The 23,181-nt window shown below is 57.0% G+C and carries 23 protein-coding genes; 4 read left to right on the top strand and 19 right to left on the bottom strand.

Annotated elements, in window-relative coordinates:
• Positions 1 to 8 precede the first annotated feature (8 nt).
• Positions 9 to 392, top strand: a complete 384-nt coding sequence (locus I2G69_RS05360; protein ID WP_195560369.1) for an SLOG family protein — start codon at positions 9 to 11, stop codon at positions 390 to 392.
• Here the strand turns inward: I2G69_RS05360 and I2G69_RS05355 are convergent.
• The 3 genes from I2G69_RS05355 to I2G69_RS05345 form a co-directional block, all read right to left on the bottom strand.
• Complete coding sequence (locus tag I2G69_RS05355) at positions 389 to 670, bottom strand: helix-turn-helix domain-containing protein (RefSeq protein WP_087234908.1); 282 nt, start codon at positions 668 to 670, stop codon at positions 389 to 391. The genes I2G69_RS05360 and I2G69_RS05355 overlap by 4 nt on opposite strands.
• A 30-nt stretch (positions 671 to 700) precedes the next feature.
• Positions 701 to 1,687, bottom strand: a complete 987-nt coding sequence (locus I2G69_RS05350) for a hypothetical protein (protein ID WP_195560368.1) — start codon at positions 1,685 to 1,687, stop codon at positions 701 to 703.
• Between the two features lie 329 nt (positions 1,688 to 2,016).
• Positions 2,017 to 2,715 (bottom strand): 4Fe-4S binding protein, encoded by a 699-nt coding sequence (locus I2G69_RS05345; protein ID WP_191441611.1) that lies wholly within the window; start codon positions 2,713 to 2,715, stop codon positions 2,017 to 2,019.
• Positions 2,716 to 2,846: 131 nt separating this feature from the next.
• Between I2G69_RS05345 and I2G69_RS05340 the strand changes: the two genes are divergently transcribed.
• Entirely contained in the window at positions 2,847 to 3,524 is a 678-nt protein-coding gene (locus I2G69_RS05340) for a Crp/Fnr family transcriptional regulator (RefSeq protein WP_087234911.1), read from the top strand.
• Between the two features lie 276 nt (positions 3,525 to 3,800).
• On the opposite strand, the gene I2G69_RS05335 is transcribed toward I2G69_RS05340, so the two are convergent.
• The 7 genes from I2G69_RS05335 to I2G69_RS05305 all read right to left on the bottom strand — a co-directional run bounded on the left by I2G69_RS05335 (position 3,801) and on the right by I2G69_RS05305 (position 11,240).
• Positions 3,801 to 4,526 (bottom strand): acyl-[acyl-carrier-protein] thioesterase, encoded by a 726-nt coding sequence (locus tag I2G69_RS05335; protein ID WP_191521315.1) that lies wholly within the window; start codon positions 4,524 to 4,526, stop codon positions 3,801 to 3,803.
• 145 nt (positions 4,527 to 4,671) lie between these two features.
• Positions 4,672 to 5,949 (bottom strand): serine--tRNA ligase, encoded by a 1,278-nt coding sequence (gene serS / locus I2G69_RS05330; protein ID WP_195560367.1) that lies wholly within the window; start codon positions 5,947 to 5,949, stop codon positions 4,672 to 4,674.
• A 47-nt stretch (positions 5,950 to 5,996) separates the two neighbouring features.
• Positions 5,997 to 6,860, bottom strand: a complete 864-nt coding sequence (locus tag I2G69_RS05325; protein ID WP_195560366.1) for a ParB/RepB/Spo0J family partition protein — start codon at positions 6,858 to 6,860, stop codon at positions 5,997 to 5,999.
• Between the two features lie 48 nt (positions 6,861 to 6,908).
• Positions 6,909 to 7,676: a ParA family protein gene (locus I2G69_RS05320; protein WP_087234915.1), complete on the bottom strand. Its 768-nt coding sequence runs from the start codon at positions 7,674 to 7,676 to the stop codon at positions 6,909 to 6,911.
• A gap of 534 nt (positions 7,677 to 8,210) precedes the next feature.
• Entirely contained in the window at positions 8,211 to 9,101 is an 891-nt protein-coding gene (locus I2G69_RS05315; RefSeq protein ID WP_195560365.1) for a hypothetical protein, read from the bottom strand.
• 144 nt (positions 9,102 to 9,245) lie between these two features.
• On the bottom strand, positions 9,246 to 9,944 hold the full coding sequence (locus I2G69_RS05310) for a LytR/AlgR family response regulator transcription factor (protein ID WP_191441614.1): 699 nt from the start codon (positions 9,942 to 9,944) through the stop codon (positions 9,246 to 9,248).
• A gap of 381 nt (positions 9,945 to 10,325) precedes the next feature.
• On the bottom strand, positions 10,326 to 11,240 hold the full coding sequence (locus I2G69_RS05305) for a ParB/RepB/Spo0J family partition protein (RefSeq protein WP_195560364.1): 915 nt from the start codon (positions 11,238 to 11,240) through the stop codon (positions 10,326 to 10,328).
• A 318-nt stretch (positions 11,241 to 11,558) separates the two neighbouring features.
• Here I2G69_RS05305 and I2G69_RS05300 point away from each other — a divergent pair, with 318 nt between their 5' ends.
• Complete coding sequence (locus I2G69_RS05300; RefSeq protein WP_195560363.1) at positions 11,559 to 12,092, top strand: hypothetical protein; 534 nt, start codon at positions 11,559 to 11,561, stop codon at positions 12,090 to 12,092.
• Positions 12,093 to 12,323: 231 nt separating this feature from the next.
• On the opposite strand, the gene I2G69_RS05295 is transcribed toward I2G69_RS05300, so the two are convergent.
• The 9 genes from I2G69_RS05295 to rpmH form a co-directional block, all read right to left on the bottom strand.
• On the bottom strand, positions 12,324 to 12,893 hold the full coding sequence (locus tag I2G69_RS05295; protein WP_195560362.1) for a flavodoxin family protein: 570 nt from the start codon (positions 12,891 to 12,893) through the stop codon (positions 12,324 to 12,326).
• A 332-nt stretch (positions 12,894 to 13,225) separates the two neighbouring features.
• Positions 13,226 to 13,936 (bottom strand): 16S rRNA (guanine(527)-N(7))-methyltransferase RsmG, encoded by a 711-nt coding sequence (rsmG, locus tag I2G69_RS05290; protein ID WP_191405229.1) that lies wholly within the window; start codon positions 13,934 to 13,936, stop codon positions 13,226 to 13,228.
• The gene (gene mnmG / locus I2G69_RS05285) at positions 13,933 to 15,804 is read right to left on the bottom strand and encodes a tRNA uridine-5-carboxymethylaminomethyl(34) synthesis enzyme MnmG (protein ID WP_195560361.1); all 1,872 of its coding nucleotides are present in this window, start codon (positions 15,802 to 15,804) and stop codon (positions 13,933 to 13,935) included. Before mnmG ends, rsmG begins: the two co-directional genes overlap by 4 nt.
• Before the next feature lie 342 nt (positions 15,805 to 16,146).
• Positions 16,147 to 17,511 (bottom strand): tRNA uridine-5-carboxymethylaminomethyl(34) synthesis GTPase MnmE, encoded by a 1,365-nt coding sequence (mnmE, locus tag I2G69_RS05280; protein WP_195560360.1) that lies wholly within the window; start codon positions 17,509 to 17,511, stop codon positions 16,147 to 16,149.
• Between the two features lie 338 nt (positions 17,512 to 17,849).
• The gene (jag, locus tag I2G69_RS05275; RefSeq protein ID WP_087234926.1) at positions 17,850 to 18,701 is read right to left on the bottom strand and encodes an RNA-binding cell elongation regulator Jag/EloR; all 852 of its coding nucleotides are present in this window, start codon (positions 18,699 to 18,701) and stop codon (positions 17,850 to 17,852) included.
• Between the two features lie 60 nt (positions 18,702 to 18,761).
• Positions 18,762 to 19,811 carry a YidC/Oxa1 family membrane protein insertase gene (locus I2G69_RS05270; protein ID WP_087234927.1) on the bottom strand — a complete coding sequence of 350 codons (1,050 nt, stop codon included), beginning with the start codon at positions 19,809 to 19,811 and terminating at the stop codon, positions 18,762 to 18,764.
• A gap of 14 nt (positions 19,812 to 19,825) precedes the next feature.
• Entirely contained in the window at positions 19,826 to 20,062 is a 237-nt protein-coding gene (gene yidD, locus I2G69_RS05265) for a membrane protein insertion efficiency factor YidD (RefSeq protein WP_087234928.1), read from the bottom strand.
• Positions 20,059 to 20,397 (bottom strand): ribonuclease P protein component, encoded by a 339-nt coding sequence (gene rnpA / locus I2G69_RS05260; RefSeq protein WP_237966939.1) that lies wholly within the window; start codon positions 20,395 to 20,397, stop codon positions 20,059 to 20,061. Before rnpA ends, yidD begins: the two co-directional genes overlap by 4 nt.
• A 324-nt stretch (positions 20,398 to 20,721) precedes the next feature.
• Complete coding sequence (gene rpmH / locus I2G69_RS05255; RefSeq protein ID WP_038322395.1) at positions 20,722 to 20,856, bottom strand: 50S ribosomal protein L34; 135 nt, start codon at positions 20,854 to 20,856, stop codon at positions 20,722 to 20,724.
• 585 nt (positions 20,857 to 21,441) lie between these two features.
• Between rpmH and dnaA the strand changes: the two genes are divergently transcribed.
• The gene (dnaA, locus tag I2G69_RS05250) at positions 21,442 to 22,761 is read left to right on the top strand and encodes a chromosomal replication initiator protein DnaA (RefSeq protein ID WP_087234930.1); all 1,320 of its coding nucleotides are present in this window, start codon (positions 21,442 to 21,444) and stop codon (positions 22,759 to 22,761) included.
• Positions 22,762 to 23,181 lie beyond the last annotated feature (420 nt).

Here is a 23,181-nt window from a genome sequence, read left to right as displayed (position 1 = left end):
GTTCCATTATGAAAGTAGCAGTGATTGGCTCTAGAAATTTATACGTCGATCATTTAGAAAAATATCTTCCGGAAGATGTCACAGAAATCGTTTCCGGTGGCGCAAAAGGAATTGATACATGTGCAAGGAAATACGCCATAGAACATCACATCAAATTGACGGAATTTTTGCCTGAATACTATAAGTACGGGAAAGGGGCTCCTTTAAAACGAAACTTACAAATAATCGAATATACAGATGTTGTAATCGCGTTTTGGGATGGACAATCAAAAGGTACAAAGTATGTGATTGACAACTGTAAAAAAAAGGAATATCCCGATACGTGTATACAAAATTTGACATCTCGATTACACATCATCCATTTTATCAAAAGAAAAAGGCTTCCGCCCTAGAATTCCTCAGGGTGGAAGCCTTTTGTTTCCAGCAGCGCCTTGATCTCTGGGATGGACAACCCCTGCGCTTTCAGCCTCTGAATCTCCTGCAGGCGGGCGACCGCCTCTTCCCGCGGGAACCGCCGGGTGAGGTTTTCCTCCGGCTGCTCAAAGGGCAGCATCCCCTCTTCCGTGTAGAACTTTAGGGTGCTGTACCGGCAGCCGGTCAGACGCGCCAGTTCCCCAATGCTCACATAATCCGACGCCTGTATTTTTTCTATGGACCGCTGGCGCGACATACTCTTCCCCCTTTCCCGTTTGGTGAATCTTTACAGCGGGTATTTGCGCAGGCGCATCCCCTGCACCGGCACCTTCAGTTGCCTGATCGTCGGCACCGCCTCATACAATACATTGTCGATCTGGATGAGCGGCACAGCCCCCCGCCGCAGGACCGTGTATTGATGGCCATACTTTGCCAAACGCGCTTCCACATCCTGCAAGCGCTGTTCTTTGTTTTCAAACCACGCCTCTATGTCGATAAAGACCGACTGGGAGCGCTCCAAAAATGGGAATACAAAGTCGACCCCGATGCCGGTCGGGGTTTCCATGACCTCCTTCTTGCTCCGCAGGAAATTTTTCACGGCGATTTCCAGGGAACTGTGGATGTCCACCGCAAAGAGCATTTTTGCCAGCCGGTTGGCCCGGTGCAGCTCTGCCATGCGCTGTCCCACGCGCTTGCGCTCCTCCTTGGAGAAAAAGTCATAGATGCAGCTGCTCTCCCGCAGTAGCCACAGCAGCATCACCGTCTCGTCGGCCATTTCCCCGTCCTCGAGGACGTCGGCCCGCATGCCCTCGGTCAGCCGGGTATATGTGGCGGGGTCGCTCCGATATTCGCGCATCGTGACGCTCGCGCTGTCATAGTCCATATCGCAGCCGAGCAAGTTCGGAATCTCCTCCAGGAGATCCATGCCCTTGAGCGGGTCGGAAAAGGCGTGTTCAATCTTCTTCAGGGTGCGTCTGGAAAAATGCGTGACCTGGGCCAGCAGCTCCGGCAGCGGCATCTGGACGGCGTCTTTCTTTTTCAGGAGCGCACGGAAAACCTCCTGCCGGTGCGGGAACGCCGCTGCGTTTTCCACATCTTTCTCTGAAATGGTGGAAAATTCGCTTTGCAGCCCGTCCTCCTCCATGGCCCATTCCAGGATTGCGGCCGCGGCCATACAGCGCACCGCGATCTTTTTCACCGTCGTCATATGCAGGCTATCCTGCGCGTTGAGTGCGATCAGGGCGAATTGCTGTGCAAATGTCAATTCTTTCATGGTCCATTCCTCCTCATTGTGGATGGTACCGTCAGCTTACTTACTACTTACTACTTACGATTTAAATATACCATCTTTTTTTCCGTTGTCAATGGGTTTGAACGATTTTGATAAAATTTTTCACGCCATACGTTTCAACCATAGACGTTCCGCGCACGGGCCGCGCGCCGGTACGCCCTTTCCCGCTTCCCCGCGTCCGCCCGGAACGTTTCCCGCCGGTTTAAAACTAGCAAAACGCCCGCGAAGCCGAATCTTTTCCATCCGGCCCGCAGGCGTCCATTTGATTAATAAAACCATTTCACGCATCCAAGAGCGGGCTTATTTGCCGCTTATCGGGAGAGGACGTCCCCGTTGGTCGCGAGCACCACGACCTGCCAGGGGATCATCTTGCCGCTCTGCTGCAAGGCCCGCTTGACCGCGTTTTCAATCCCGCCGCAGCAGGGGACCTCCATGCGCACAACCGTCACGCTCTGGATGTCGTTTTGCCGCAGGATCTCCGTGAGCTTTTCCGCGTAGTCCCCCTCGTCCAGCTTCGGGCAGCCAATCAGGGTCACACGGCCGCGCATGAACCGGCGGTGGAAATCCCCGCAGGCGTAGGCGGTGCAGTCCGCGGCGATCAGCAGGCTTGCGCCGTGAAAATAGGGCGCGTTGACCGGGGCCAGCTTGATCTGCACCGGCCATTGGAGCAGTTCGCTCGGCGCTTCCTCGATGGGTTCCCGCACGGGCGGGGCCTTGCGCTCGATGCGCTTCGCCTGGCTCCCCGGGCAGCCGCACGGCAGGTTCCCGGCCTTTGCCTGTTTTGCCGCCTCCACCGCCGCCTGGTCATACGCCGGGGCCTCGCGCACTTCAAAGGAGATCGCCCCGGCCGGGCAGGCGGGCAGGCAATCCCCCAGGCCGTCGCAGTAGTCTTCGCGGAGCAGCTTTGCCTTGCCGTCCACCATGCCGATGGCCCCCTCGTGGCACGCCTGCGCGCACAGGCCGCAGCCGTTGCATTTGTCTTCGTCGATTTTGATGATTTTTCGTTCCATAGCGGATTTCCTCCTGTCGTCTCAAAACGGTTTCCCGAAGGGCCCTTGCCGGATTTCCCTTGCTTTCTTGCCCTTATCCTACTATACTGAATCCAGAATGTCTGTTGGAATTCCAACAAGCGGAGGGAACCATGAAAAAATACAACGAAATTTTGGAGTCCGTGCCCCTCTTCCGGGGGATTTCCGAAGAAGAAAGGCAGCAAATGCTGGACTGCCTGCGGGCGCAGCAACAGCGCTTTGCGGCGGGCGCGGTGATCCTGCTGGCCGGGGATCCGGCGGACCGCGTGGGCGTGCTTTTGGAGGGGCGCGCGCAGGTGATCCGGGAGGAATTTTCGGGCAGCCGGACGATTTTAACCGGCCTAAACCCGGGCAACCTCTTTGCCGAGGCGTTCGCCTGCGCCTCCGGGGAACACAAAACGCTCCCGGTCACCGTGCTGGCGGTGGCAGAGAGCGTTGTACTGTGGATGGATTACCGGAAAATTTTGCGTGCCTGCCCTGCGGGCTGCGCCTTCCACCACCGGTTGGTGGAAAATATGCTTGCGGTGGTCGCGGACAAAAATTTGATGCTCAACCGCCGGATCGGGCATCTCTCGAAGCGCAGCACGCGGGAAAAGCTGCTCTCCTATCTCTCGGAGCAGGCCGCCCTGCACGGCAGCGCGGCATTTTCCATTCCCTTTGACCGGCAGCAGCTGGCGGACTACCTCTGTGTGGAGCGCAGCGCCATGTCCACGGTTTTGTCCAAGCTGCGCGAGGAGGGCGTCCTCGAGGTGGAACGGAACCGCTTCCGGCTCAAGCAGCTCCCCCGGTAGGCGGCCGCTGCCGGAGGGATGGCGGGGTACGCGCAGGGCCAGAAGCCAAACAGCCGCAGCCGCTTGTACGAACGGAAGGGGAGCGCATTTGCCCGCAGCCGGAAAAACAGCAGGCTTCCCTGGACCTTTCCGGAAGGCCCTGTTCTTGGTAAAATCATTCCCCTTCTTTTTCGCGCTCTTGTTCCGCACGGTGGAGGCGGAGGGGTTCCCCTATGCGTTAAAAGGCCGGCCCATGGGGACTCCCCGTTGGGCCGGCCGTTTGATCCGTCTTTTCTGTTATGGTTCGGCCTTTGCGGAAAAGCTCAGGCCGCGCTCGTGGTCGCCGTATAGGAAAAACCCGCCGCCCTCTGTGGGGCCGCCGTAGATTTTGAGCGTCTCCCCCAGATTGCTCTCGCTGATATAGCTGATTTGGATTTTCCGCAGCGGCTGCCGGCGCATCTCTGCGGGCAGGAAGTCCATCAGCACGTCCCCATAGACCGCATTGTTGAGATGGTGGTTGAAATCCAGGTCCGAATAATAGATGGGCCGCTCGCCCAAAAATGGAAGCCCCTCCGGGACCGTGAGGCGGTCCACCCGGTCTTCCGGGGGGACCTTGGCGTCCTGGAAGATGTTGTACGCCAAGAACACCTTTGGGCGCAGGATTTTATGCGTATCCGGGTTGGCGGATACGGACGTCTGCATGATGCGGGCGATCTCCTCTCCATCCGCATAAACGACGAAATCGCGGTAAAACTGCACGCCCACCGTGCCGCGCGGATGGGTCTTTATGGTCAGGACATCGTTATGGACGGGCAAACGCTTGATGAGCAGGCGGTAGTTCGTCATCAAAAAGACGATCCCATCCGCCTTCAACCGCTCATAGCCGATCCCCAGCTCCCCAAGGTGCTGTTCGCTGGTCTCCTGCGCCATGCGCAGCAGGACGCTCAATTTGATCTTTTCGTTTGCGCCCACCTCATAGCTGGCGACCTGCACCGTCCGGCTGTATTCTTCTACTGTAACCATCCAACTCCTCCTTGCCACGTTCTATTTCATGGCAAATGATCACAATCCCCCGGGCCGCTAGATGGCGCCGGGGGATCTTGTCTGCTTGTTTTCCTTTCCGGCAAGCCCGGGGGGTTCCGCCGCGCGGCGGCCCCATGGACAGGGATTACCGGATTACGTCGACCCCCATATACGGGCGCAGGACCTCCGGGACGGTGATGCTTCCGTCCGCGTTCTGGTACTGCTCGACGATGGCCGGCATCACGCGGCTGGTCGCCAGGCCGGAGGCGTTCAGCGTGTTGACGAAGTGCAGCTTGCCGTCCTCCCCGCGGTACTTCATGTTGCCGCGGCGCGCCTGGTAGTCGCGCGCATTGGACGCGGAGCTGACCTCCTTATAGATGCCCATGCTGGGAATCCAAACTTCGATATCGTAGGTGCGCGCCATGGAGAAGGAGCAGTCGCCCGCGGCGAGCTTGCTCAGGCGGTAATGGAGCCCCAGCTCCTGCACCAAACGCTCGGCCTTGCCGACCATCTCCGCGAAGGCCGCGTCGGAGCCCTCCGGCGTGGTGTACTGCACCATCTCGACCTTATTGAACTGGTGGCCGCGGATCATGCCGCGCTCTTCCGCGCGGTAGGAGCCCGCCTCGCGGCGGTAGCACGGCGTATAGGCGATGTATTTGCGCGGCAGCTCGTCCAGCGTGAGGACCTCGTCGCGGTGGAGGTTCACCAGCGCGGTCTCCGCGGTGGGCAGCATGAATTTGCGGTCGGCGCTGGTCGGGTTGGCGATCCAGTAGTCCTCCTCCACAAATTTCGGGAACTGCCCGGCGACATAGCCGCATTCGTAGTTCAGCATATGCGGCGGCAGGATCAGCTCATAGCCGTCGCCCAGGTGTTCGTTCACAAAGAAGTTGAGCAGCGCCCACTCCATGCGCGCGCCCCAGCCGCGGTAGATCCAGGCGCCGTTTCCGCCGATCTTCGCGCCGCGCTGGTAGTCGATCATGCCGTGCGCCTCGCAGAGGTCCACGTGGTTTTTCATCGGGAAGTCGAAGACCGGCTTCTCCTTGAAATAGTGCAGCGGGACGTTCTGCTCCTTGCCGCCCGCCACGACGTCCTCGTCCGGCAGGTTCGGCAGGGAGAGCATCAGGTCCTTCTGCTTTTCCTCCAGCTCGCCGAGCTCCGCGTCATACTCCTTGATCTCCGCGGAGAGGACCTTCATCTGCGCCATCAATTCGGTGGTGTCCTGGCCCGCCTTCTTCATGGCCGGGATCTGCTTGGACGCGGCGTTCTGCTCCGCCTTCTTTGCCTCCACCTTGCCGGTGACGGCGCGGCGGTCCACGTCAATCTTCAAAATCTCGTCGATCACGCTGTCGAGATTCATTTCTCTCTTTTGAATGGCCGCTTTTACCTTGTCCGGTTCTGTCCGGATCATCTTTAAATCCAACATGTTCGTTGCTCCTTTGTTTTCTGTATGTGATGTTTCATGTGAAACATTCAATCGTCTTCCTGGTCAAACAGCTTCATCAGGCCCGCGAGGTCGTCCTCCCCGTAGAACTCGATCTGTAGGGTGCCCCGCTTTTTCGTGCCGCTCACCCGGACCTTCCGGCCCAGATGCTCGTTGAGCGCCAGCTCCACCTCGTCGAAGTAGTGGATGCGGCTGCTCTTGCGCGGCGGCTTCTTCTCTTCCTTGCCGTTTGCCTTGTTTACAAGCTTTTCCAGCTCGCGCACCGATATACCCTGCTCCACAACCAGCTTCGCCGCCGCGCGCATCTGCTCTTCGTCCGGAAAACCGAGCAGCGTGCGGGCATGGCCCGCGGAAAGCTTCCCGGCGGAGACCAGCGCTTGCAGGTCCTCCGGCAGATGCAGCAGGCGGAGCGCGTTCGCCACCGCGGGGCGGGACTTCCCGACCGTCCGGGAAATCTCCTCCTGCGTCATGCCGTACTGGTCGATCAGCGACTGGTAGCCCTGCGCCTCTTCCAGGGGGGTCAGGTCCTCGCGCTGCAAATTCTCGATCAGGGCAAGCTCCATGACCTCGTGGTCGCTCATCTCCCGGATGACCACGGGCACTTCCGACACGCCCGCCATACGCGCCGCGCGCCACCGGCGTTCCCCGGCGACAATCTGGTAACCGCCGCCCAAAAGCGGCCGCACCAAAAGCGGCTGCAACACGCCGTGCTGCGCGATGGAATCCGCCAGCTCCGCCAGCGCCTCGTCGTTGAAATCCTTGCGCGGCTGGGCGCGGTTCGGCTCAATCTCGCTGATCTTCAGCGTGACCGTCGCGTTGGCGTCCTCCATATCGTTCTCTGCGAAGATCGCGTCCAGGCCCTTGCCCAGGCCGCCCTTCTTTTTTCCCGCCATTTTCATTCACCCCCTGTGCGCTATATTCGGTATCCCTTCGTCCCCAAATCAGGGGGCTGCTTTTTTCAATACTTCGTCGGCCAGGGCGTCGTATGCATAAGCGCCCTTGCTGCTGCGGTCAAAATAGCAGATCGGGCGCCCGAAGCTCGGCGCTTCGGACAGGCGCACGGTGCGCGGGATCACGGTTGCAAACACCTTGCGCGGGAAATACTTTTTGACCTCTTCCACCACCTGCTGCGTCAGGTTCAGGCGGCCGTCGTACATGGTCAGGAGCACGCCCTCGATGTCGAGCTGCTCGTTGTACTGCCGTTTGACGCGCCGGACCGAATTCATCAGCTGGGAAAGCCCCTCCAACGCGTAATACTCACACTGGATGGGCACCAAGAGCGTGTCCGCCACACAGAGGGCGTTCGTCGTAATGATGCCCAGGGACGGCGGGCAATCGATCAGGATAAAATCGTATTCCGCCCGCAGGGGGACGATCGCATTCTTTAAGATGGATTCCCGGTGCTCCATTTCGATCAATTCGAGCTCCGCGCCCGCCAGGTCCATGCTGGAGGGCAGCAGGTCGAGGTTGGCAAATTCGGTGTGGATGCGCGCTTCCTGTGCCGGCGTCTCCCCGATCAACACCTCATACATGGTCTGCTTGACCCTGCGGCGGTCCACGCCGACGCCGCTGGAGGAATTCCCCTGCGGGTCCACATCGACCAGGAGGGTCTTTTTCCCCTTTGCACCGAGCGCCGCCGAAAGGTTGACCGCCGTGGTGGTCTTGCCCACGCCGCCCTTTTGGTTTGCTACTGCGATGATTTTTCCCATAGTCCGCCCCCGTTTCCAAAGAAAACCGTCCCCTTTTTCCATAAGGGGAGCCTTTACAACGCCCAGCGTTGTAACAATGGTTTTATTATAGCACGGAAGGGAAGGAAGGAAAAGTATTTCTCCTTGAAATTTGCAATGTTTCACGTGAAACGAAGAACCCCGCCGCGGATCGCTTCCGGCGGCAGGGCTCTCGGCTGCAAGATTTCTTATTCCATTGTGAGGACTTAATCGTAATAAATGAGACGCCTACAACGGGGACATATCTCTTGGCTGCCTTTCGCATGAAGCAATCCCATTACTCGCATAGAGTGACAATAGGGACAACGCGTCTTTTTATAATCTATAAATATCGCTCCTAAAAACAACCCATAGAATACTAAATTTACTATCCAATTAGGAAAATGCAATAAAGTAAATAGAATCATAAAAACACCTGCTGATATATACATGATACTTGTCAATACGCCCCAAAAAGCTTTCACGCTTTTAGGCTGATAATCTATAACGATCCCCCCTAAAATTCATAATACAATTTTATAATAAAGAAAGCCCTTTTTCTAATAACGCTTGTGTATCATAAAAGTCATCATCATGAATATCCCGTACATTATCATCGTGCACACAAGTCCCAAGGCCGGACGCCACGTAATAAACATATTTCAGTTCTCTACTTGCACGGTACGGGGAGATATTCCCTGAACGCACCTCCCGATAATAAACAACGCTTGCATTATAGGAATGTACCCCCGTGCTTTGGCTTAACTGATATTCACCGTTAATAAGTACAAGAACTGAACCTAAAAGAATCTTAACCTGTCGTGTCGTTATCTTTAACGTCGTTACAATTACCGCAACTGTGAGGCCCGCTTTTAATGTAAAATCTTCGATTGCCTTATCACGGATGTCAAAATACATGGATTCATATAAGGAGACTGTTTTTCCTCCGCCAGATAGGGAATCGATATATTTATCCGAATAAGGCTCTCCCCGGTCCGCTTCCAAATCCAGCCCAATCACGTTTGCATCGTCGTCTCCCGATCTGGTCAACAATACCTCACGATTGATGTCCATTGTTTTTAAATCAACACGGCCATCACAAACCATTTTTTCAATTTCTTCAAAGTTTTCGGGTTGTTCAACATCCTCTATAAAAGTAACGCTATGGTATATAAGATCGGGATTTGCGGTTTCCAGATAGGCTATATCATATCTTCCATCCGATAAAAGCCCAATCGTAATACGGTAGTCTTCCGTATAATTGTGGTAATAAGTTGCCTCGCCGAACTCTTCAATTCCACTTGGGTTATACTCTGCAACAGGGGTTTCACTTGTCTCTATCGCCGCAAAAGAAAAAATAGATGTATTACACACAAAGGTCATGATTAATAGCAAAGAAACGATTTTAAAAAGAATACTTTTTTTCATATTTATATTCCTTTCTCATATAATTTTAGGCCTCCTATCTTACGAATAAAAAATCCCATTGGACTATCCCCTTCCCCAATTATGAAATTTCAATTTATATTAACTATATTTTTTAAAAAATATCAATCATATCTGTATATGTGGTCATTTATTTTGACTATGATGCAATATCTTTTTATCCATGCTCTTCATATAATATCTGCTCATCCAAAGCACTTGTGTGTCATCCAATCGTATTTCGTTTTTATGGATCGATTTTATATGCTCTACATTGACGATCTCAGATTTATTAATCTGCACAAAACGATAATTTTGTAAATCTTGCAAGTAGTGGGATAAAGTCCCATTGGCACGAACAATTTCTTTTGTTGTATGAATCAAAATATGCCTGTCATATACTTCCACAAATACGATCTCTTTTATAGGGATCGTTATACTTTCACATCGATTGCGTGTAATATGCAGCATCCCTTGATCCATATACTCTTGCACAGCGCGTTCCATCTCTGCATTTAAAAACGCAAGATCGATTGGATGTTGAAAAACTTGAAATGCCTTGAGCATAAAGGAAAACGAATAAAATTGGGGATCATCAAAAATCAGCATCAGAAATGTACTGGGGAGTTGTGTTCGAACCTTTTGCAAACTTTGCAAAAAGTCAGCATCGTGAATCAATTGTATTAATAAAAATTCAACAGGAAATCGCCTATTACGTACTATATTAAATATGTCCTCTAAAATCTTTATAAAAGTGAAATGAATTGTTTGATTATAATTTCTATTGATAAATTTTTTAATTAACAGCTCCCTATCATCTTGATTACATAAGATTAAACAATTCATTATTTCTCGCCTCTAAATAAGAATATAACAATTATAATTCTATCCCGATTTATTATCAACTCTTTTTCCAATTTATAATTTAAAGCTGCTGTCAAATCAACAAAATGATACCTTAAATAACAGGAAAAAGCCGCCGCAGTGCAAAGCACCGCAGCGGCTTTTCACAGGGAAAATATAAGGGAAATGGGAGTAGTCTTGTAATCTGTTTTCGGTGCGCGGGCTTGCCGCGCGGGTTTGGCCAATGCCCATCCGACCGGCGGGCTGGCCGCCGGGATTTCCCGGCATTCCCCCTACCGCCCGCCAATCCGGGCGGTGTGGGGGTCTACAACTCGTGTTCTTCCCCAAAAAGGGCCCCGCAAGTTCCGGGGCTTGTACGGGCAATCACCCTGCAATGCGCGAAACAGGCTTGCCTTCCTGGTTGTCTTCCATGCTGGAATCTGGGGGTTGCGCCGCCTCCGGCGCGGCCGCCTGCTTCTCCGGCGGAGGTGTCATCCGGCTGGCGGCTGGCCCCGTCTTTGGGATACGGACAATGCACTCGATGTAATCGTCCGTCTCATTCCGGATGGTCTTTGCCTGGATGCCGGAGAGCTGCATGGTCTTGACCGCATGGCTGATCGTATTCATGAAGATACGGATATCTTTTACAATGATCCGCTTCTTATTCTTAGGCTTGTCCTCTTTTTCCGAGAGAATGCGCTCGATGAACTGGTCGGTCTGCTGCACATTCAAATGCTGGGCCAGAATCGCGTCCAACACCTTGCCGCGCAATTCGACGTCGTCCACCCGGAGCAGCGCGCGCGCATGGCGCTCGGTGAGTCCATTCTCGCTGATCTTTTTACGCTCCTCCTGCGTCAGGCGGAGCAGGCGCAGCTTGTTCGCCAGGGTGGACTGGCTCTTCCCCAGCCGGAGCGCCGCCTCTTCCTGCGTCACGCCCCATTCTTCGATCAAGCGCCGGATGCCCTCGGCCTCTTCAAAGATTTGCAGGTCCTGGCGCTGCAAATTCTCGGTCATCGCCAGCACCGCGCTCTGCTTATCGCTGCACGAATTGACAATACAGGCCGCGCTGTCCAGCCCAGCCAAGCGGCACGCGCGCCAACGGCGCTCGCCTGCGATCAGCTCATAGCCGTTTTTGGTCCGGCGCACGCTTAAAGGTTGCAGCAGGCCGTTCTGCCGGATGCTCCGGCTCAATTCCAGGAGCTCCTTTTCCGGGAACGACCGGCGCGGCTGGGCGGGATTCGGATAAATGTCGTCGAGCGGGATCTCGATCACGCGCCGTTTATCCTGCATGATGCCCATAAAAATACCTCCCATCTGGTTTCTTTCTGCACATCTATGTAACCGCCCCCAGGGGGCTTGTCCTTCTGTGCTTTAAGCATACCATATGGGAGGGAAACTTTTTGTTGGAATCTGTACGCGAAAAAGCGCTTTTCCTGCGGATTTTGGCGTGATTCCGGTCGATTGAGCCTCTGGAATTTTTGATACAGGATTGTTTGCCTATAGGGGCTCCATTTTGGGGATGATTGACCGCCCGGGCGGGCGGCGGCTTGGGATTCATCCCCACGTTCGCCATGCTGGTGCAATTTCCATCCACGCCATCCTCGCGGGTGGCGACATATGTACAAAGTATCACTCGATTATCTAACCGATTTCAATCCACGCCACCCTCGCGGGTGGCGGCCGCTGAACATCACGGCTTGGTCTACAAATTTCTATTTCAACCCACGCCGCCTTTTGAGCGGCGGCACATCCGCAAAATTGAGAGGCGGGGCAAGGACCAACCGCTTTGAGGCGCTTTTCCTTTCCCCCGCCATCCCATCCGGCGCCAATGCGGAAGGCTGCCTGCTGGCCACGCGCGGACACCCATTTCAGCCCACGCCGCCTTTTGAGCGGGCAGCTCTCGGGAATCCCCATGATCTGGGAACGCCCTTTCCATCCTCGCAGTCCCGCCTGCCGGCACCAAGCCGGTTCATTACCCATTTCAAATCCGTGTTTCAACCCACACGGCCCTTTCGGGCGGTGAACAAGCAACCCATCGACCCGCGCATCTGCTATGAGTTTCAACCCACGCCCTCCACACGGAGGGTGACATGTTTGGTGGTCAGCTTCTTTTGCTTGACCGGATCATTTCAACCCACGCCCTCTGCATAGGGAACATGGGCCATAGCAATAACCACCTCATCATGGACATGATTTCAACCCACACCCTCCGCACAGAGGGCGGCAAGCACGGCATACATGCCGACGCAAACCACCATCCGATTTCAATCCACGCACCCCTATCGGGGAGCGACCAGGGTTTTGCCGTCCTTCCGGCCGGCCACAATGGTTCAACCCGCGCGCCTGAGCGGCGCAAAGGCACGCCCCATGCGCGAAAGCGGCCTATTTCACCAGCGTTTTGGCGATCTCTTCCCCAAAGAACGTGACCTCCGCGAGTTTCCCCTCGTTGTTGTTCAGGTCGTCCTCGGTCAGGACGCCGCAGGTGTAGTAATTTGCCATGGGCCGGATTCCCATGCGCTGGAAAAACCGGTCGATGCGGGCCAGGATCTCCTTGCACTCCAGCGGGTCCTCGCGGGCACTCAGGGCGATGCTGATCCCCCGCTTGCCCATGGAAAGCGCCGCGTGCGGCTGGTGCGCGGGGCTGTACGGCGTGCAGCGGTCGATGAACGCCTTGAGCTGGCCGGTGATCCCGCCCCAATAGTCCGGGGACGCGATGGCGATCAGGTCCGCCTGTTCCATCTGTTCCAAAACCAACTGTACGTCGTCGTGCTGCACGCATTCCGCCGTCTGATAGCAGCTCCTGCACCCCTTGCAGAAGGCATAATGCAGATCGCCCAGGCAGAGCGTCTGCGTTTCCATCCCTTTTTTCTGAAATGCGTCCCCGATCAATTCCAACAGCCGGGCCGTGTTCCCGTTGTTCTTGGGGCTCGCATTGAGCAACAAAGCCTTCAATTCGACATCTCCTCCATCCAGTCTTCTTCCCCTTTTCCCCGCGCTGCGCCCGCCGGTGGGGAATCCTTCCCATAACGGCAGCGCCGCCCACGCAGAGGGTTCTGCGGTTTCCTCCGGCAAGCCGCAGGGCGCGCCTGCCCTTCTCGCCCCACTCAGAGCGGGCTTTTGGAGATCTTTGCGTCCTAGCGCGGATAGGCCGCCGCCAGGGGCTTTTCCCCCGCAACGCGCCCACCGGTGGGAAATCCTCTCCCTACGGCAGCGCCGCCCACGCAGGGGCTTCTGCAATTTTCCCCGGCAAGCCGCAGGGCGCGTTTGCCCTTGTCGCCCCACACTCAGAGCGGGCTTTTGGAAATCTTTGCGCCATGGCGCGGGTAGGCCGCCGCCAGGGGCTTTTCCCGGCGGATGCGCACCACGCTGCGCGCGTCGCCGCCCGGCAGGGTGAAGCGTTTCACGCCGTCCAACCGGCATCCGAGCAGGGAGACCGCCCGCTTTGCCGCCTCCACTTCGGCGTCCGGCTCCGGCCCCTTCATGGCCAAAAAGACGCCGCCCATCTGCAAAAACGGCAGGCAGTATTCGCACAGCAGGTTCAGCGGGGCGACCGCCCGCGCGGTTGCGAAGGCAAATTTTGTGCGCAGGCCCGCCTGCCGCCCGCCCTCTTCCGCGCGCGCATGGACGATCTGTGCGTCCAGCCCCAGGCGGTCCAGCACCTCCCGGAGGAAGATAAGGCGCTTGTTCAGGCTGTCCAGCAAGGTCAAATGGAGGCCGGGCCGCAAAATCTTCAGCGGCACGCCGGGAAAACCCGCGCCCGTCCCCACGTCGATCAGGGTGTCGCCCTGCTCCAATTCGGGCAGCAACAGGATGCTGTCCAGAAAGTGCTTGACCACCACGGCCTTCGGCTCGGTGATCGCGGTCAAGTTCATCTTTTGATTCCACTCGATCAGCAATTCCATATACCATTGAAACTGCTCCGCTTGCCCGTCGGACACGGCAATCCCATAGGACGCCGCACACTCCTGCAAATATTGCCGGATGTCCTCGCTCATGCCTTCCCCTCCTTTGCCAGCCAGATCAACAGCACGGAAATGTCCGCCGGGCTCACGCCGCTGATGCGGGACGCCTGGCCGATATTCGCCGGCATGACCTTTTGCAGCTTTTCCTGCGCTTCCAGCCGCAGGCCGGTGATGGTTTTGTAATCCACGCCGCGGGGCAGCTTTTTGCCCTCCAGACGGCGCATCTCCGCGATGTCCGCCTTCTGGCGCACGATGTATCCCTCGTATTTGATCTCGATCTCCACATTTTCGAACACCGCGGCGGGCAGCACCGGCCGCGTGATGTCCACCGCGGTCAGCGCTTCATAGCTGAGCTCCGGGCGGCGCAGCAGGTCCGCGAGCTTCACGCCCGTGGAAACCGGCGTTGTTCCACGTGAAACAAGGATGTCGTTGAGCACCTCGGTGGGCGGCAACACGGTGCGGCGCGCGCGCGCCATCTCCCGCTTTTTCTGATCCTCCTTCGTGCAGAAGCGCTCCCAGCGCTCGTCCCCGATCAGGCCCAATTTCCGGCCGGTCGGGGTCAGGCGTTCGTCCGCGTTGTCCTGCCGGAGGACCAGCCGGTACTCCGAGCGCGAGGTCATCATGCGGTATGGGTCGGAGACGCCCTTGGTGATGAGGTCGTCGATCAGCGTCCCGATGTAGGAGCCCGCGCGGTCCAAAACCAGCGGTTCCTTGCCCTGGATCTTGAGCGCCGCGTTGATGCCCGCGACCAAGCCCTGCGCGGCGGCCTCTTCATAGCCGGAGCTGCCGTTGAACTGCCCCGCACCGTACAGGCCGGGGAAATCTATGAATTCAAGCGTGGCTTCCATCTGCAAGGGGTCCACGCAGTCGTATTCGATCGCATAGGCGCAGCGCATGATCTCCACATGCTCCAGGCCCTTGATCGACCGGTAAAACGCGAGCTGCACATCCTCCGGCAGGGACGAGCTCATGCCCTGCAAATACATCTCCTCCGTATCCTTGCCGCACGGTTCGATAAAGAGCTGGTGCCGCTTTTTATCCGCAAAGCGGACGATCTTGTCCTCGATGCTGGGGCAATAGCGCGGCCCCACGCCCTCGATCTTTCCCCCGTAGAGCGGGGAACGGTGGATATTTTCCAGGATGATGCGCTTTGTCTCCTCGTTCGTCCAGGAGACGTGGCACACCGCCTGGTTCTTGCCCGGGTGCAGGGTGTCATAGGAGAAGGGCACGACGGGTTCGTCGCCCTCCTGCACCTCCAGATCCGTGAAATCGATGCTGGACCGCAGCACGCGCGCGGGCGTCCCCGTCTTGAAGCGGCGCAGGCGCAGGCCCAGCTTTTTCAGGGCGTCGCCCAAAAAGGCGGCCGGGAACATGCCGTCCGGCCCGCTCTCATAGGCCACGTCGCCCACAAAAATTTTGCCGCCGAGGAAGGTGCCGGTCGCGATGACCACCGCCTGCACGGTATACTGCGCGCCCATGCGGGTGGTCAAGACCCAGTTGCCGCCCTCCTGGTACAGGTCGACGATCTCCGCCTGCTTGAGCTGCAAATTCGGCTGCAATTCCAGCTTGTGCTTCATCACCTTGCTGTATTCGCGGCGGTCGATCTGCGCGCGCAGGGAATGCACGGCCGGGCCCTTGCCCTTATTCAGCATGCGGCTTTGCAAAAAGGTCGCGTCCGCCGTGCGCCCCATCTCGCCGCCGAGCGCGTCGATCTCGCGCACCAGATGGCCCTTCGCCGTGCCGCCGATCGACGGGTTGCACGGGCAGTTTCCCACCGCATCCATATTGATGGTGAATACCACCGTCTGACAGCCGAGGCGCGCCGAGGCCAGCGCCGCCTCAATGCCCGCATGTCCCGCGCCGATCACCGCGACGTCATATGTTCCGGCCTGATAGGTCAAATTGGGTTCCCCCTTTATCGTTTTCCAAGGATTTCGGGCGCATCCGGCAGCCGAAGCGCCAAGATGCACCCTCTTTGTTTTTCAGCAATTGTTTTTCAGAGACCGTCTTTCCAAAAACAGCCGCTTTCCCCCGCAAATGCGACGGAAAGCCCGCTATTTCTTCATTCATTGTAATCATCGGGTGTTAAGCGACCCGTTGTCCCCTTTTTCGCCCAACATGCGCGGGGTCCTGTTTTCTGCCCCGCATGTTTTCCATTGTTTTGTGCGATGGCGCTTGCCGGTTTTTGGCCGCCCGTTCGTTTGGCGTTTTCCCGGCGCTCTTTGCGCGCGTTCGCCGCGCGGTTACTTGCCGACGCAGAACTGCGCAAAGACCTGGTCCACGACCGCTTCCGTCGCGCGCTCGCCGGTCAGCTCCAACAGGGCCGAGACCGCCCCTTCCACGGAAACCGTGACGGCGTCCAGCGTCACGCCGGAGCGCTGCGCATCCAGCGCCTCCTGCACGCAATCCCGCGCACGCCGCGCCGCGTCGCGCTGCCGCTCGGTGAACAAAATCCCGCTCGACGGGTCCAATTCATTCGTCTTCAACAGGGACGCGACCGCCTGTTCCAACGCCTCCAAGCCATCGCCGGACAGCGCCGAAATATATACAATTTGTTTAAAATGATTTTTAATATACTTTAAGTCAATCACATTTTCCAAGTCGCTCTTGTTGACCACTGCAACCGCGGGCGTATCCTGGACGGACTCGATCAAGAGGCGGTCCTCCTCGTTCAGCGCCTGGGAGGAATCGAACACCGCCAGGACGAGCTGCGCCGCCTGCACGCGTTCCCGCGCGCGGTCCACGCCGATCCGCTCGACCGGGTCCTCCGTGGCGCGGATGCCCGCCGTGTCCGCCAGATGCAGCGGGATGCCGCCGAGCAGCACGGTTTCCTCCACCACGTCGCGCGTGGTGCCCGCGTATTCGGTGACGATCGAGCGCTCGCAGCCGGAGAGCAGGTTCATCAGGGTGGATTTGCCCACGTTCGGCCGCCCGGCGATCACCGTCTCCACGCCCTCGCGCAGGACGCGGCCCGCCTCAAACTGGGAGAGAAGGCGGTCCAGCTCCTGGGCCGCGTGTTCCAGCGATTCCTGGAGGCCGCTGCCGTCCACCTCCGGGATGTCCTCGTCGGGGTAGTCCGCCCAGGCGTCCAGATGCGCCGCGATGGTGGTCAATCCCTCGCGGATCTGGATGATCCGGCGTTCCAGCGCGCCGTCGCGCCCGGCCATGGCCGCTTTCCCGGCCTCCAGGCCCTGGGCGGAGATGATCTGCATCACGGATTCCGCCTCGGTCAGGCCGATCTTCCCATTCAGGAACGCGCGCCGGGTGAACTCCCCCGGCCCCGCCGGGGCAGCGCCCGCCGCAAAGACCGCCTGCAAGACGCGGCGCATGACATAGATCCCCCCATGGCAGGAGAGCTCCACCACATCCTCCCCGGTAAAGCTGGCCGGGGCGACAAAATTCAGGGCGATCGCCTCGTCGATCTCCCCCTCCGCGTCGTGGACGCGGCCATACAGGGCGGTATACCCGCGGCATTGTTCCAGCGTCTTCCCGCGCGCGGACGTGAAGACGCGCCCGGCGATGGCGCGCGCCTCCGGGCCGGAAATGCGTACGATGCCAATCCCGCCCGCGGCCTGCGGGGTGGAGATGGCAGCTATGGTCTTTGGCATGGATGTTCCTCCTTTTTCGATGCGTCCGCGGCCTTCCGGAAAATGGCCGCCCGGCCAGCAATCCCCATCCAGCCGCGGGGCCGGGGTTCGCGGGCTGGGAAGGAGGCGGCCGATCCCCTTTCCTCCCCTGCGTGGAAAAGGCGCTGCCCGGCCAGGCGCGCAGATTCCCCGCGGGGGCGCATGGCCTTCCAAAACAGAAAGGGCTTGCCGCGCGTCCCTGTGTTTCCGATGCGCTTCCTGGCGCGCAGGGGCCCTTCCCCCGAGCGCGCCCATGGCATGACAAAAAGGGACGATTCCGCAGAACCGTCCCCCTTCCGTCTGGTATCCAAACGACAGCCTTATTCGCCGTCTTTATTCCGATTGATGTCGATGCGGCCGTAGAGCGGGCCGGAGGTCTCTTTCCTCGGCTGGGAGCGCTGCTGCGTCTGCCCGGCCGGTCTTTGCCCCTGCGGGCGCGGGCCTCTGCCGCCGTAGTTGTTCTTGTGGTAGTCCCCGCGGGATTTATCGCCGTACGGTTTGCGGGGCCCGCGCGAATGATAGGGCTTGCGCGGCTGCGGACGCTCCCCATCTACCGGGCCGATCACCACATGGCGGTTGAGGTCTTCGCCTTCGCTCCAGCTCTTTGCGCCCTCCACAGTCTGCACCGCCGTATGGATGATGCGGCGCTCGTACGGGTTCATGGGCTCGAGGGAGCAATTGCGGCCCGACTTGACCGCCTTGTTCGCGATCTTTTTGCCGAGCACTTCCAGGGTGTCCTTGCGCTTCTCGCGGTAATTGCCGATATCGAGCGTAATGCGGAAGTACGTATTCTCAATGTGGTTGGCCACCAGGCCGGCCAAATACTGGAGCGCGTCGAGCGTCTCCCCGCGGTGCCCGATGATAAAGCCCACGTCCTCGCCGGACAGGGAGATCAAAGCGCCGCTCTCCTCCTCCTGGATGTCGAACTGCACGTTGGACAACCCCATATTGGAGAGGATGTTCTTCAAATACTGCGCCGCAGCATCTGCGGGGCTGTCTTTGACATAGGCGCGCACCTTTGCGGGATTGCCGCCAAACAGGCCGAATGTCTTTTTCACGGGCATTTCCAGAATCTCGAATTCTGCCTCGTGGGACTCCACGCCCAACTCCTTGCATGCGGCCTCAAAGGCCTCTTCCACCGTATTCCCGGTTCCAATTGCTTCTTTAATCACGTTTAACCCTCCCGGCTCCACACCGCACGGTTGTCTTCTTGATACGCGGCGCGTTTCTCGTTATTTTTTTGTTCCCCGGTAATCGTCGCTGCTCTGTTTTTGCTTTCCCTTTTGTTTTTGTGGATGCTGCGCAGACGCCTTTTCCTTTTTCTGCTGCTTTGGCGCGGGCCCTGCATGGATCTTCAGGGGCACGGCCAGAGGCTTCATCCTCGCCTCTTCCACCTCGCGCAGCGCGACTCGCTGCGCCTCCGCCTTTGCGCTCACCAGCGCGGGGCTATAGAATTTGCGCAATAGCATGGACTGCACAAAGCTCACCGTGGTCTGGATGGTCCAATAGAAGCCGACGGCCCCCGGGACGGTGTACGCGATCCAGGCGGTCAGAAGCGGCATCAGGTAGAGCATCCATTTCATGCAGCCCTGCTGCTGGCTCATGCCGGGCTGCATCTTCATCATAATCACCTGCGACAGCAGGGAGGTCAGAAGGCACAGCGCGGGGATGACCCACATAAAGGTCAGGAAGTGGCTGCTTTGCGGCGTATCCAAAAGGTTCAGGCCACAGAAATTGAATCCGCGGCTCAGGGATTCCATGCGGGACAGCTCGTCCCCGGTAAACATCGTCAGATGCGGACGGAGCTGGTCGAAATGTTTGATGATCTCCATCTGGGAGTAGTAGCCGACGTTCAGCGTCGTGCCCACGCCCGGGATCTGCGACAACAGGGCGGTCGCTTTATTGATCGAATCAATGCTGATATGCAGAACGTTCTGCAGCGGGTACAGAACCGTGTAGTAAATGCCGAGCATGATCGGGAACGGGATCAGGGTCACCAGGCAACCGCTGGTGGGGTTGACCCCCTCCTGCTCCATCAGCTTCTGCATTTCCTCCTGCATTTTCAGCCGGTCGTTTGCATATTTGGTGCGGATCTCCTGCTGCTTGGCCGCCATCTTGCTGTTGGCCGCCATGGATTTCTGCTGCTTGACCGAAAAAGGAAGGAGCAAAAGCTTGGTGATGATTGTAAACAGAATAATTGCAACACCATAGTTCGGGATAATTTCATAAAGGAACCACAACAAATATCCCAGAATACTGCCGAACCAATTGAAAATTTCCATGTATGCTTTCTCCTCTATTTTGATGTTCCCTTTTCCTTCTTCTCCGGGACCGGGTCATACCCGCCCCGGCTGAACGGATTGCAGCGCAAAATGCGGTACAGCGCCAAAAGGGAACCCTTCAGCGCGCCGAAACGCTCAATCGCCTCCAACGCATAATTGGAACAGGTGGGATAATATTTGCAGCAGGGCTGTTTGAATGGGGAGATCGCCTGCTGATAAAATCGAATAAGCAAAATAAGCAGGCGTTTCATTTCAAAACACCCGCGTCTTTCAATTGCCGCATCAAAACGCGGTAAATATCCGTGCTTTTTACAAAGGGCGTGCGGCCGCGCGCCACCAGGACAAAATCAAACCCTTCCCGCACCTGCGGGGCAGCCTGCCGGAACGCTTCCCGGATAATCCTGCGGGAGCGGTTGCGCTTGACGGCATTGCCGGTCTTTTTCCCCGTCGTAATGCCCACGCGCACGTTCTGGCTGCGGTTTTTTAAAACATAGGTCACGACCACCGGCGACACATACGACTTGCCCCGCGTATAGATGCGCCGGAAATCCCGATTCTCTTTGATTGGTGTAAACAAGTCCATCATTCTTCCACGATCCCTCTTCGGGATGCCAGAAACGCACATTGGATGCGCCATCCGGGACCTATTCCCGAAAAACATCCGCCGGTTTGCCCGTTGTTTGCCTCAACAGGCAAAAAAACGGCCCATATCCCCCTTATTTAGAGGGCTGCTGCAACAAATAGCGCGCAGCAAAACCGGCGCGTTTGAAAACCGGAAGGGCCGCCCTGTTTTTGGAGCCCCTTCCGCATCCGCGTGCCATTGTCTCCCGTCCAACGATTTCCGGCGGCCTGGGAAGCCGCCGCGCGGCTCGTGCTAAAAAGAAAGGCCACACTCCGGTGGCCTTTTGTCTTAGTAGCTCAGGCGCGCTCTGCCTTTTGCTCTACGGCGGGCTAATACCTTGCGGCCGTTGCTGGTAGACATTCTTTTGCGGAAGCCGTGCTCCTTTTTTCTGTGGAGCTTCTTGGGCTGATACGTTCTCAGCATACATACACCCTCCTTTCGGGGTACAAACCTTGCAATTTAGCATTATATATTATATGCGTCCGGGCTGTCAACCTTTTCTTAGCGAAAAAATGCGCGGGAAACCGGCATTCCTGCGGGATTTTCGCAAGAACTAAGGGGCATGCCCTTTCCCGACCACAAGATGCAGGGCCGTATCTTTTTAAAAGAACAATGCGAAAAAATTTTTCACCGGCAAACCGGGGGCGGATGGGGCCTTTTGCGGGGGTCCCCGGCCGGTTTCCCTCCTGGGGCGGGGGCGTCCCGGCGCCGCCTTTTTTGGGGAATCTGTGGAAAAAGCGGTTTTCTGCCCGGTAAAGCCCCGGTTTTTCCGGCGGGGACGCCCTTTTTTACACGGGATTCTTTTCCACAGCTTTTCACCAAATCGATTTCTAACTGTTGAAAAGTTGTAAAAGCGATGAAATTGTGATACTATAAGATATATACTGCCTGAAGTCTATCGATTTCCAAAACTGGTGAAATTTGGATATGCCGGTCCCGGTTTCACCCGCTTTGTTTGCAAGGAAAACATGCGCGCAAGGACGATTTTGAAAACACGGAGGTTCAAACATGGAATCTTTTACCGAAGCCTGGAGTTTTATTTGCGAATACTGCAAAAAACACATCACCGAGGTGGCTTACACCACCTGGATCAGCCGGATTGAGCCGGTCAGCCTGGACTTTGCAAAGGGGATCGCCCTTCTGAAGGCGCCGAATGAATTCCACCGGCAGACGCTGAACCGGTGCTATATGGATCTTCTGAACGATGCGGTGGCCGAGATCTTCGGGCCGGGCATCCAGGTGCAGATCTGCGTGCCGGAGGACGTGCCCTCCGCGGAGAAGGAGGAGGAAGAGGACGCCTCTTCCCAGAACGACGACTACGAGTTCACCTTCGACACGTTCATCGTGGGGCCGTCGAACAAATTTGCGCATGCGGCTTCCATGGCGGTCGCCACAAAGCCGGCGACACTCTACAACCCGCTGTTCATCTACGGCAATTCCGGCCTCGGGAAAACCCACCTGCTCTATGCCATCTGCAACGAGATCGCAAGAAGGCATCCGGAGATGAACATCGTCTACATCAAAGGCGACGAATTCACCAACGAGCTGATCGAAGCCATCCGCCACGGCACCACCGCGGAGTTCCACCAGCGGTACCGCAAGGCGGACGTGTTCCTCGTGGACGATATCCAGTTCATCGCGGGCAAGGAATCCACCCAGGAGGAATTCTTCCACACCTTTAATACCTTATATGAGGCAAAAAAGCAGATCGTCCTCACATCCGACCGTCCGCCCAAGGACATCGCCACCCTGGAAGAGCGCCTGCTCACCCGGTTTGAGTGGGGCCTGACCGCGGACATCCAGCCGCCGGATTTTGAAACGCGCATCGCGATCATCAAGCGCAAGGCGGAGCTGCTCGGCATCGACCTGCCGAACAACGTGATCGAATACATCGCCAACCGGCTGAAGAACAACATCCGCCAGTTGGAGGGCACGGTCAAGAAGATGAAGGCGTACTACCTGCTCAACGGCGACGCCCTCAACCTGTCCACGGCGCAGATGGCGGTCAGCGACATCATCAACAACGAGCAGCCGGTCCCGGTGACCGTGGAGAAGATCATCGAGGAGGTCGCACGCACGTACGGCACCAGCCCGGAGGACATCCGCTCGAGCAAGCGCTCGGCCAACATCTCCAACGCGCGCCAGGTGGCCATGTATGTGGTGCGCGAGATCACCCAGATGCCCATGACCTCGATCGGCGAGGAGTTCGGCGGCCGCGACCACTCGACGGTGGTCTACGCCATCCAGCAGGTGGAGAAGGGCATGGCCCGCGACCCCAAGACCAAGGGCACCGTGGAGGACATCATCAAGAACATCCGCGACCGGTAACCCCCGGCAGGGTCCCGGTGTTTTGCGCCCGCAGGGCGGCTGTGTAACCATGCGGCGCTTTGCGGATTCGTGCGCCCTTTGTTATACAAATAGTTATAATACAGATTGTATAGATGCACTATCGAACGGACCGTTTCTTAAAAAGAGCCTTTTAAGAAACCGGATTTTTGCGCCTTGAAATCTTTTAACGTGTTTTCAACTTTCCCCACAGAGTTTTCAACAAATTGTTGATTCTGGGGTGGATAATACAACCTTCCACAATGCATAAACATACAAAAAATGAAAATTCCGGCGTTTTTTGCCGCGCCAGCGCTGGGTTTCCGGAGATTTTCCACATTTCCCCGGCCCCTACTGCTGGTACTAAATCAAAAGCATTCCATTGCTATGCTTATAAAGAGAGAAAACCGGAAGTTGCGGTGG

The organism is Anaeromassilibacillus sp. D41t1_190614_C2 (assembly GCF_015558525.1).
Lineage (GTDB): Bacteria > Bacillota > Clostridia > Oscillospirales > Acutalibacteraceae > Anaeromassilibacillus > Anaeromassilibacillus stercoravium.
This window is presented reverse-complemented; position numbering and strand designations above follow the sequence as displayed.

Excerpts from the sequence above, each read along its gene's own strand:
- I2G69_RS05360 (WP_195560369.1), top strand. The coding sequence starts at position 9 with ATGAAAGTAGCAGTGATTGGCTCTAGAAATTTATACGTCGATCATTTA.
- I2G69_RS05355 (WP_087234908.1), bottom strand. The coding sequence starts at position 670 with ATGTCGCGCCAGCGGTCCATAGAAAAAATACAGGCGTCGGATTATGTG.
- I2G69_RS05350 (WP_195560368.1), bottom strand. The coding sequence starts at position 1,687 with ATGAAAGAATTGACATTTGCACAGCAATTCGCCCTGATCGCACTCAAC.
- I2G69_RS05345 (WP_191441611.1), bottom strand. The coding sequence starts at position 2,715 with ATGGAACGAAAAATCATCAAAATCGACGAAGACAAATGCAACGGCTGC.
- I2G69_RS05340 (WP_087234911.1), top strand. The coding sequence starts at position 2,847 with ATGAAAAAATACAACGAAATTTTGGAGTCCGTGCCCCTCTTCCGGGGG.
- I2G69_RS05335 (WP_191521315.1), bottom strand. The coding sequence starts at position 4,526 with ATGGTTACAGTAGAAGAATACAGCCGGACGGTGCAGGTCGCCAGCTAT.
- serS (WP_195560367.1), bottom strand. The coding sequence starts at position 5,949 with ATGTTGGATTTAAAGATGATCCGGACAGAACCGGACAAGGTAAAAGCG.
- I2G69_RS05325 (WP_195560366.1), bottom strand. The coding sequence starts at position 6,860 with ATGGCGGGAAAAAAGAAGGGCGGCCTGGGCAAGGGCCTGGACGCGATC.
- I2G69_RS05320 (WP_087234915.1), bottom strand. The coding sequence starts at position 7,676 with ATGGGAAAAATCATCGCAGTAGCAAACCAAAAGGGCGGCGTGGGCAAG.
- I2G69_RS05315 (WP_195560365.1), bottom strand. The coding sequence starts at position 9,101 with ATGAAAAAAAGTATTCTTTTTAAAATCGTTTCTTTGCTATTAATCATG.
- I2G69_RS05310 (WP_191441614.1), bottom strand. The coding sequence starts at position 9,944 with ATGAATTGTTTAATCTTATGTAATCAAGATGATAGGGAGCTGTTAATT.
- I2G69_RS05305 (WP_195560364.1), bottom strand. The coding sequence starts at position 11,240 with ATGGGCATCATGCAGGATAAACGGCGCGTGATCGAGATCCCGCTCGAC.
- I2G69_RS05300 (WP_195560363.1), top strand. The coding sequence starts at position 11,559 with ATGTACAAAGTATCACTCGATTATCTAACCGATTTCAATCCACGCCAC.
- rsmG (WP_191405229.1), bottom strand. The coding sequence starts at position 13,936 with ATGAGCGAGGACATCCGGCAATATTTGCAGGAGTGTGCGGCGTCCTAT.
- mnmE (WP_195560360.1), bottom strand. The coding sequence starts at position 17,511 with ATGCCAAAGACCATAGCTGCCATCTCCACCCCGCAGGCCGCGGGCGGG.
- I2G69_RS05270 (WP_087234927.1), bottom strand. The coding sequence starts at position 19,811 with ATGGAAATTTTCAATTGGTTCGGCAGTATTCTGGGATATTTGTTGTGG.
- yidD (WP_087234928.1), bottom strand. The coding sequence starts at position 20,062 with ATGAAACGCCTGCTTATTTTGCTTATTCGATTTTATCAGCAGGCGATC.
- rnpA (WP_237966939.1), bottom strand. The coding sequence starts at position 20,397 with ATGATGGACTTGTTTACACCAATCAAAGAGAATCGGGATTTCCGGCGC.
- rpmH (WP_038322395.1), bottom strand. The coding sequence starts at position 20,856 with ATGCTGAGAACGTATCAGCCCAAGAAGCTCCACAGAAAAAAGGAGCAC.
- dnaA (WP_087234930.1), top strand. The coding sequence starts at position 21,442 with ATGGAATCTTTTACCGAAGCCTGGAGTTTTATTTGCGAATACTGCAAA.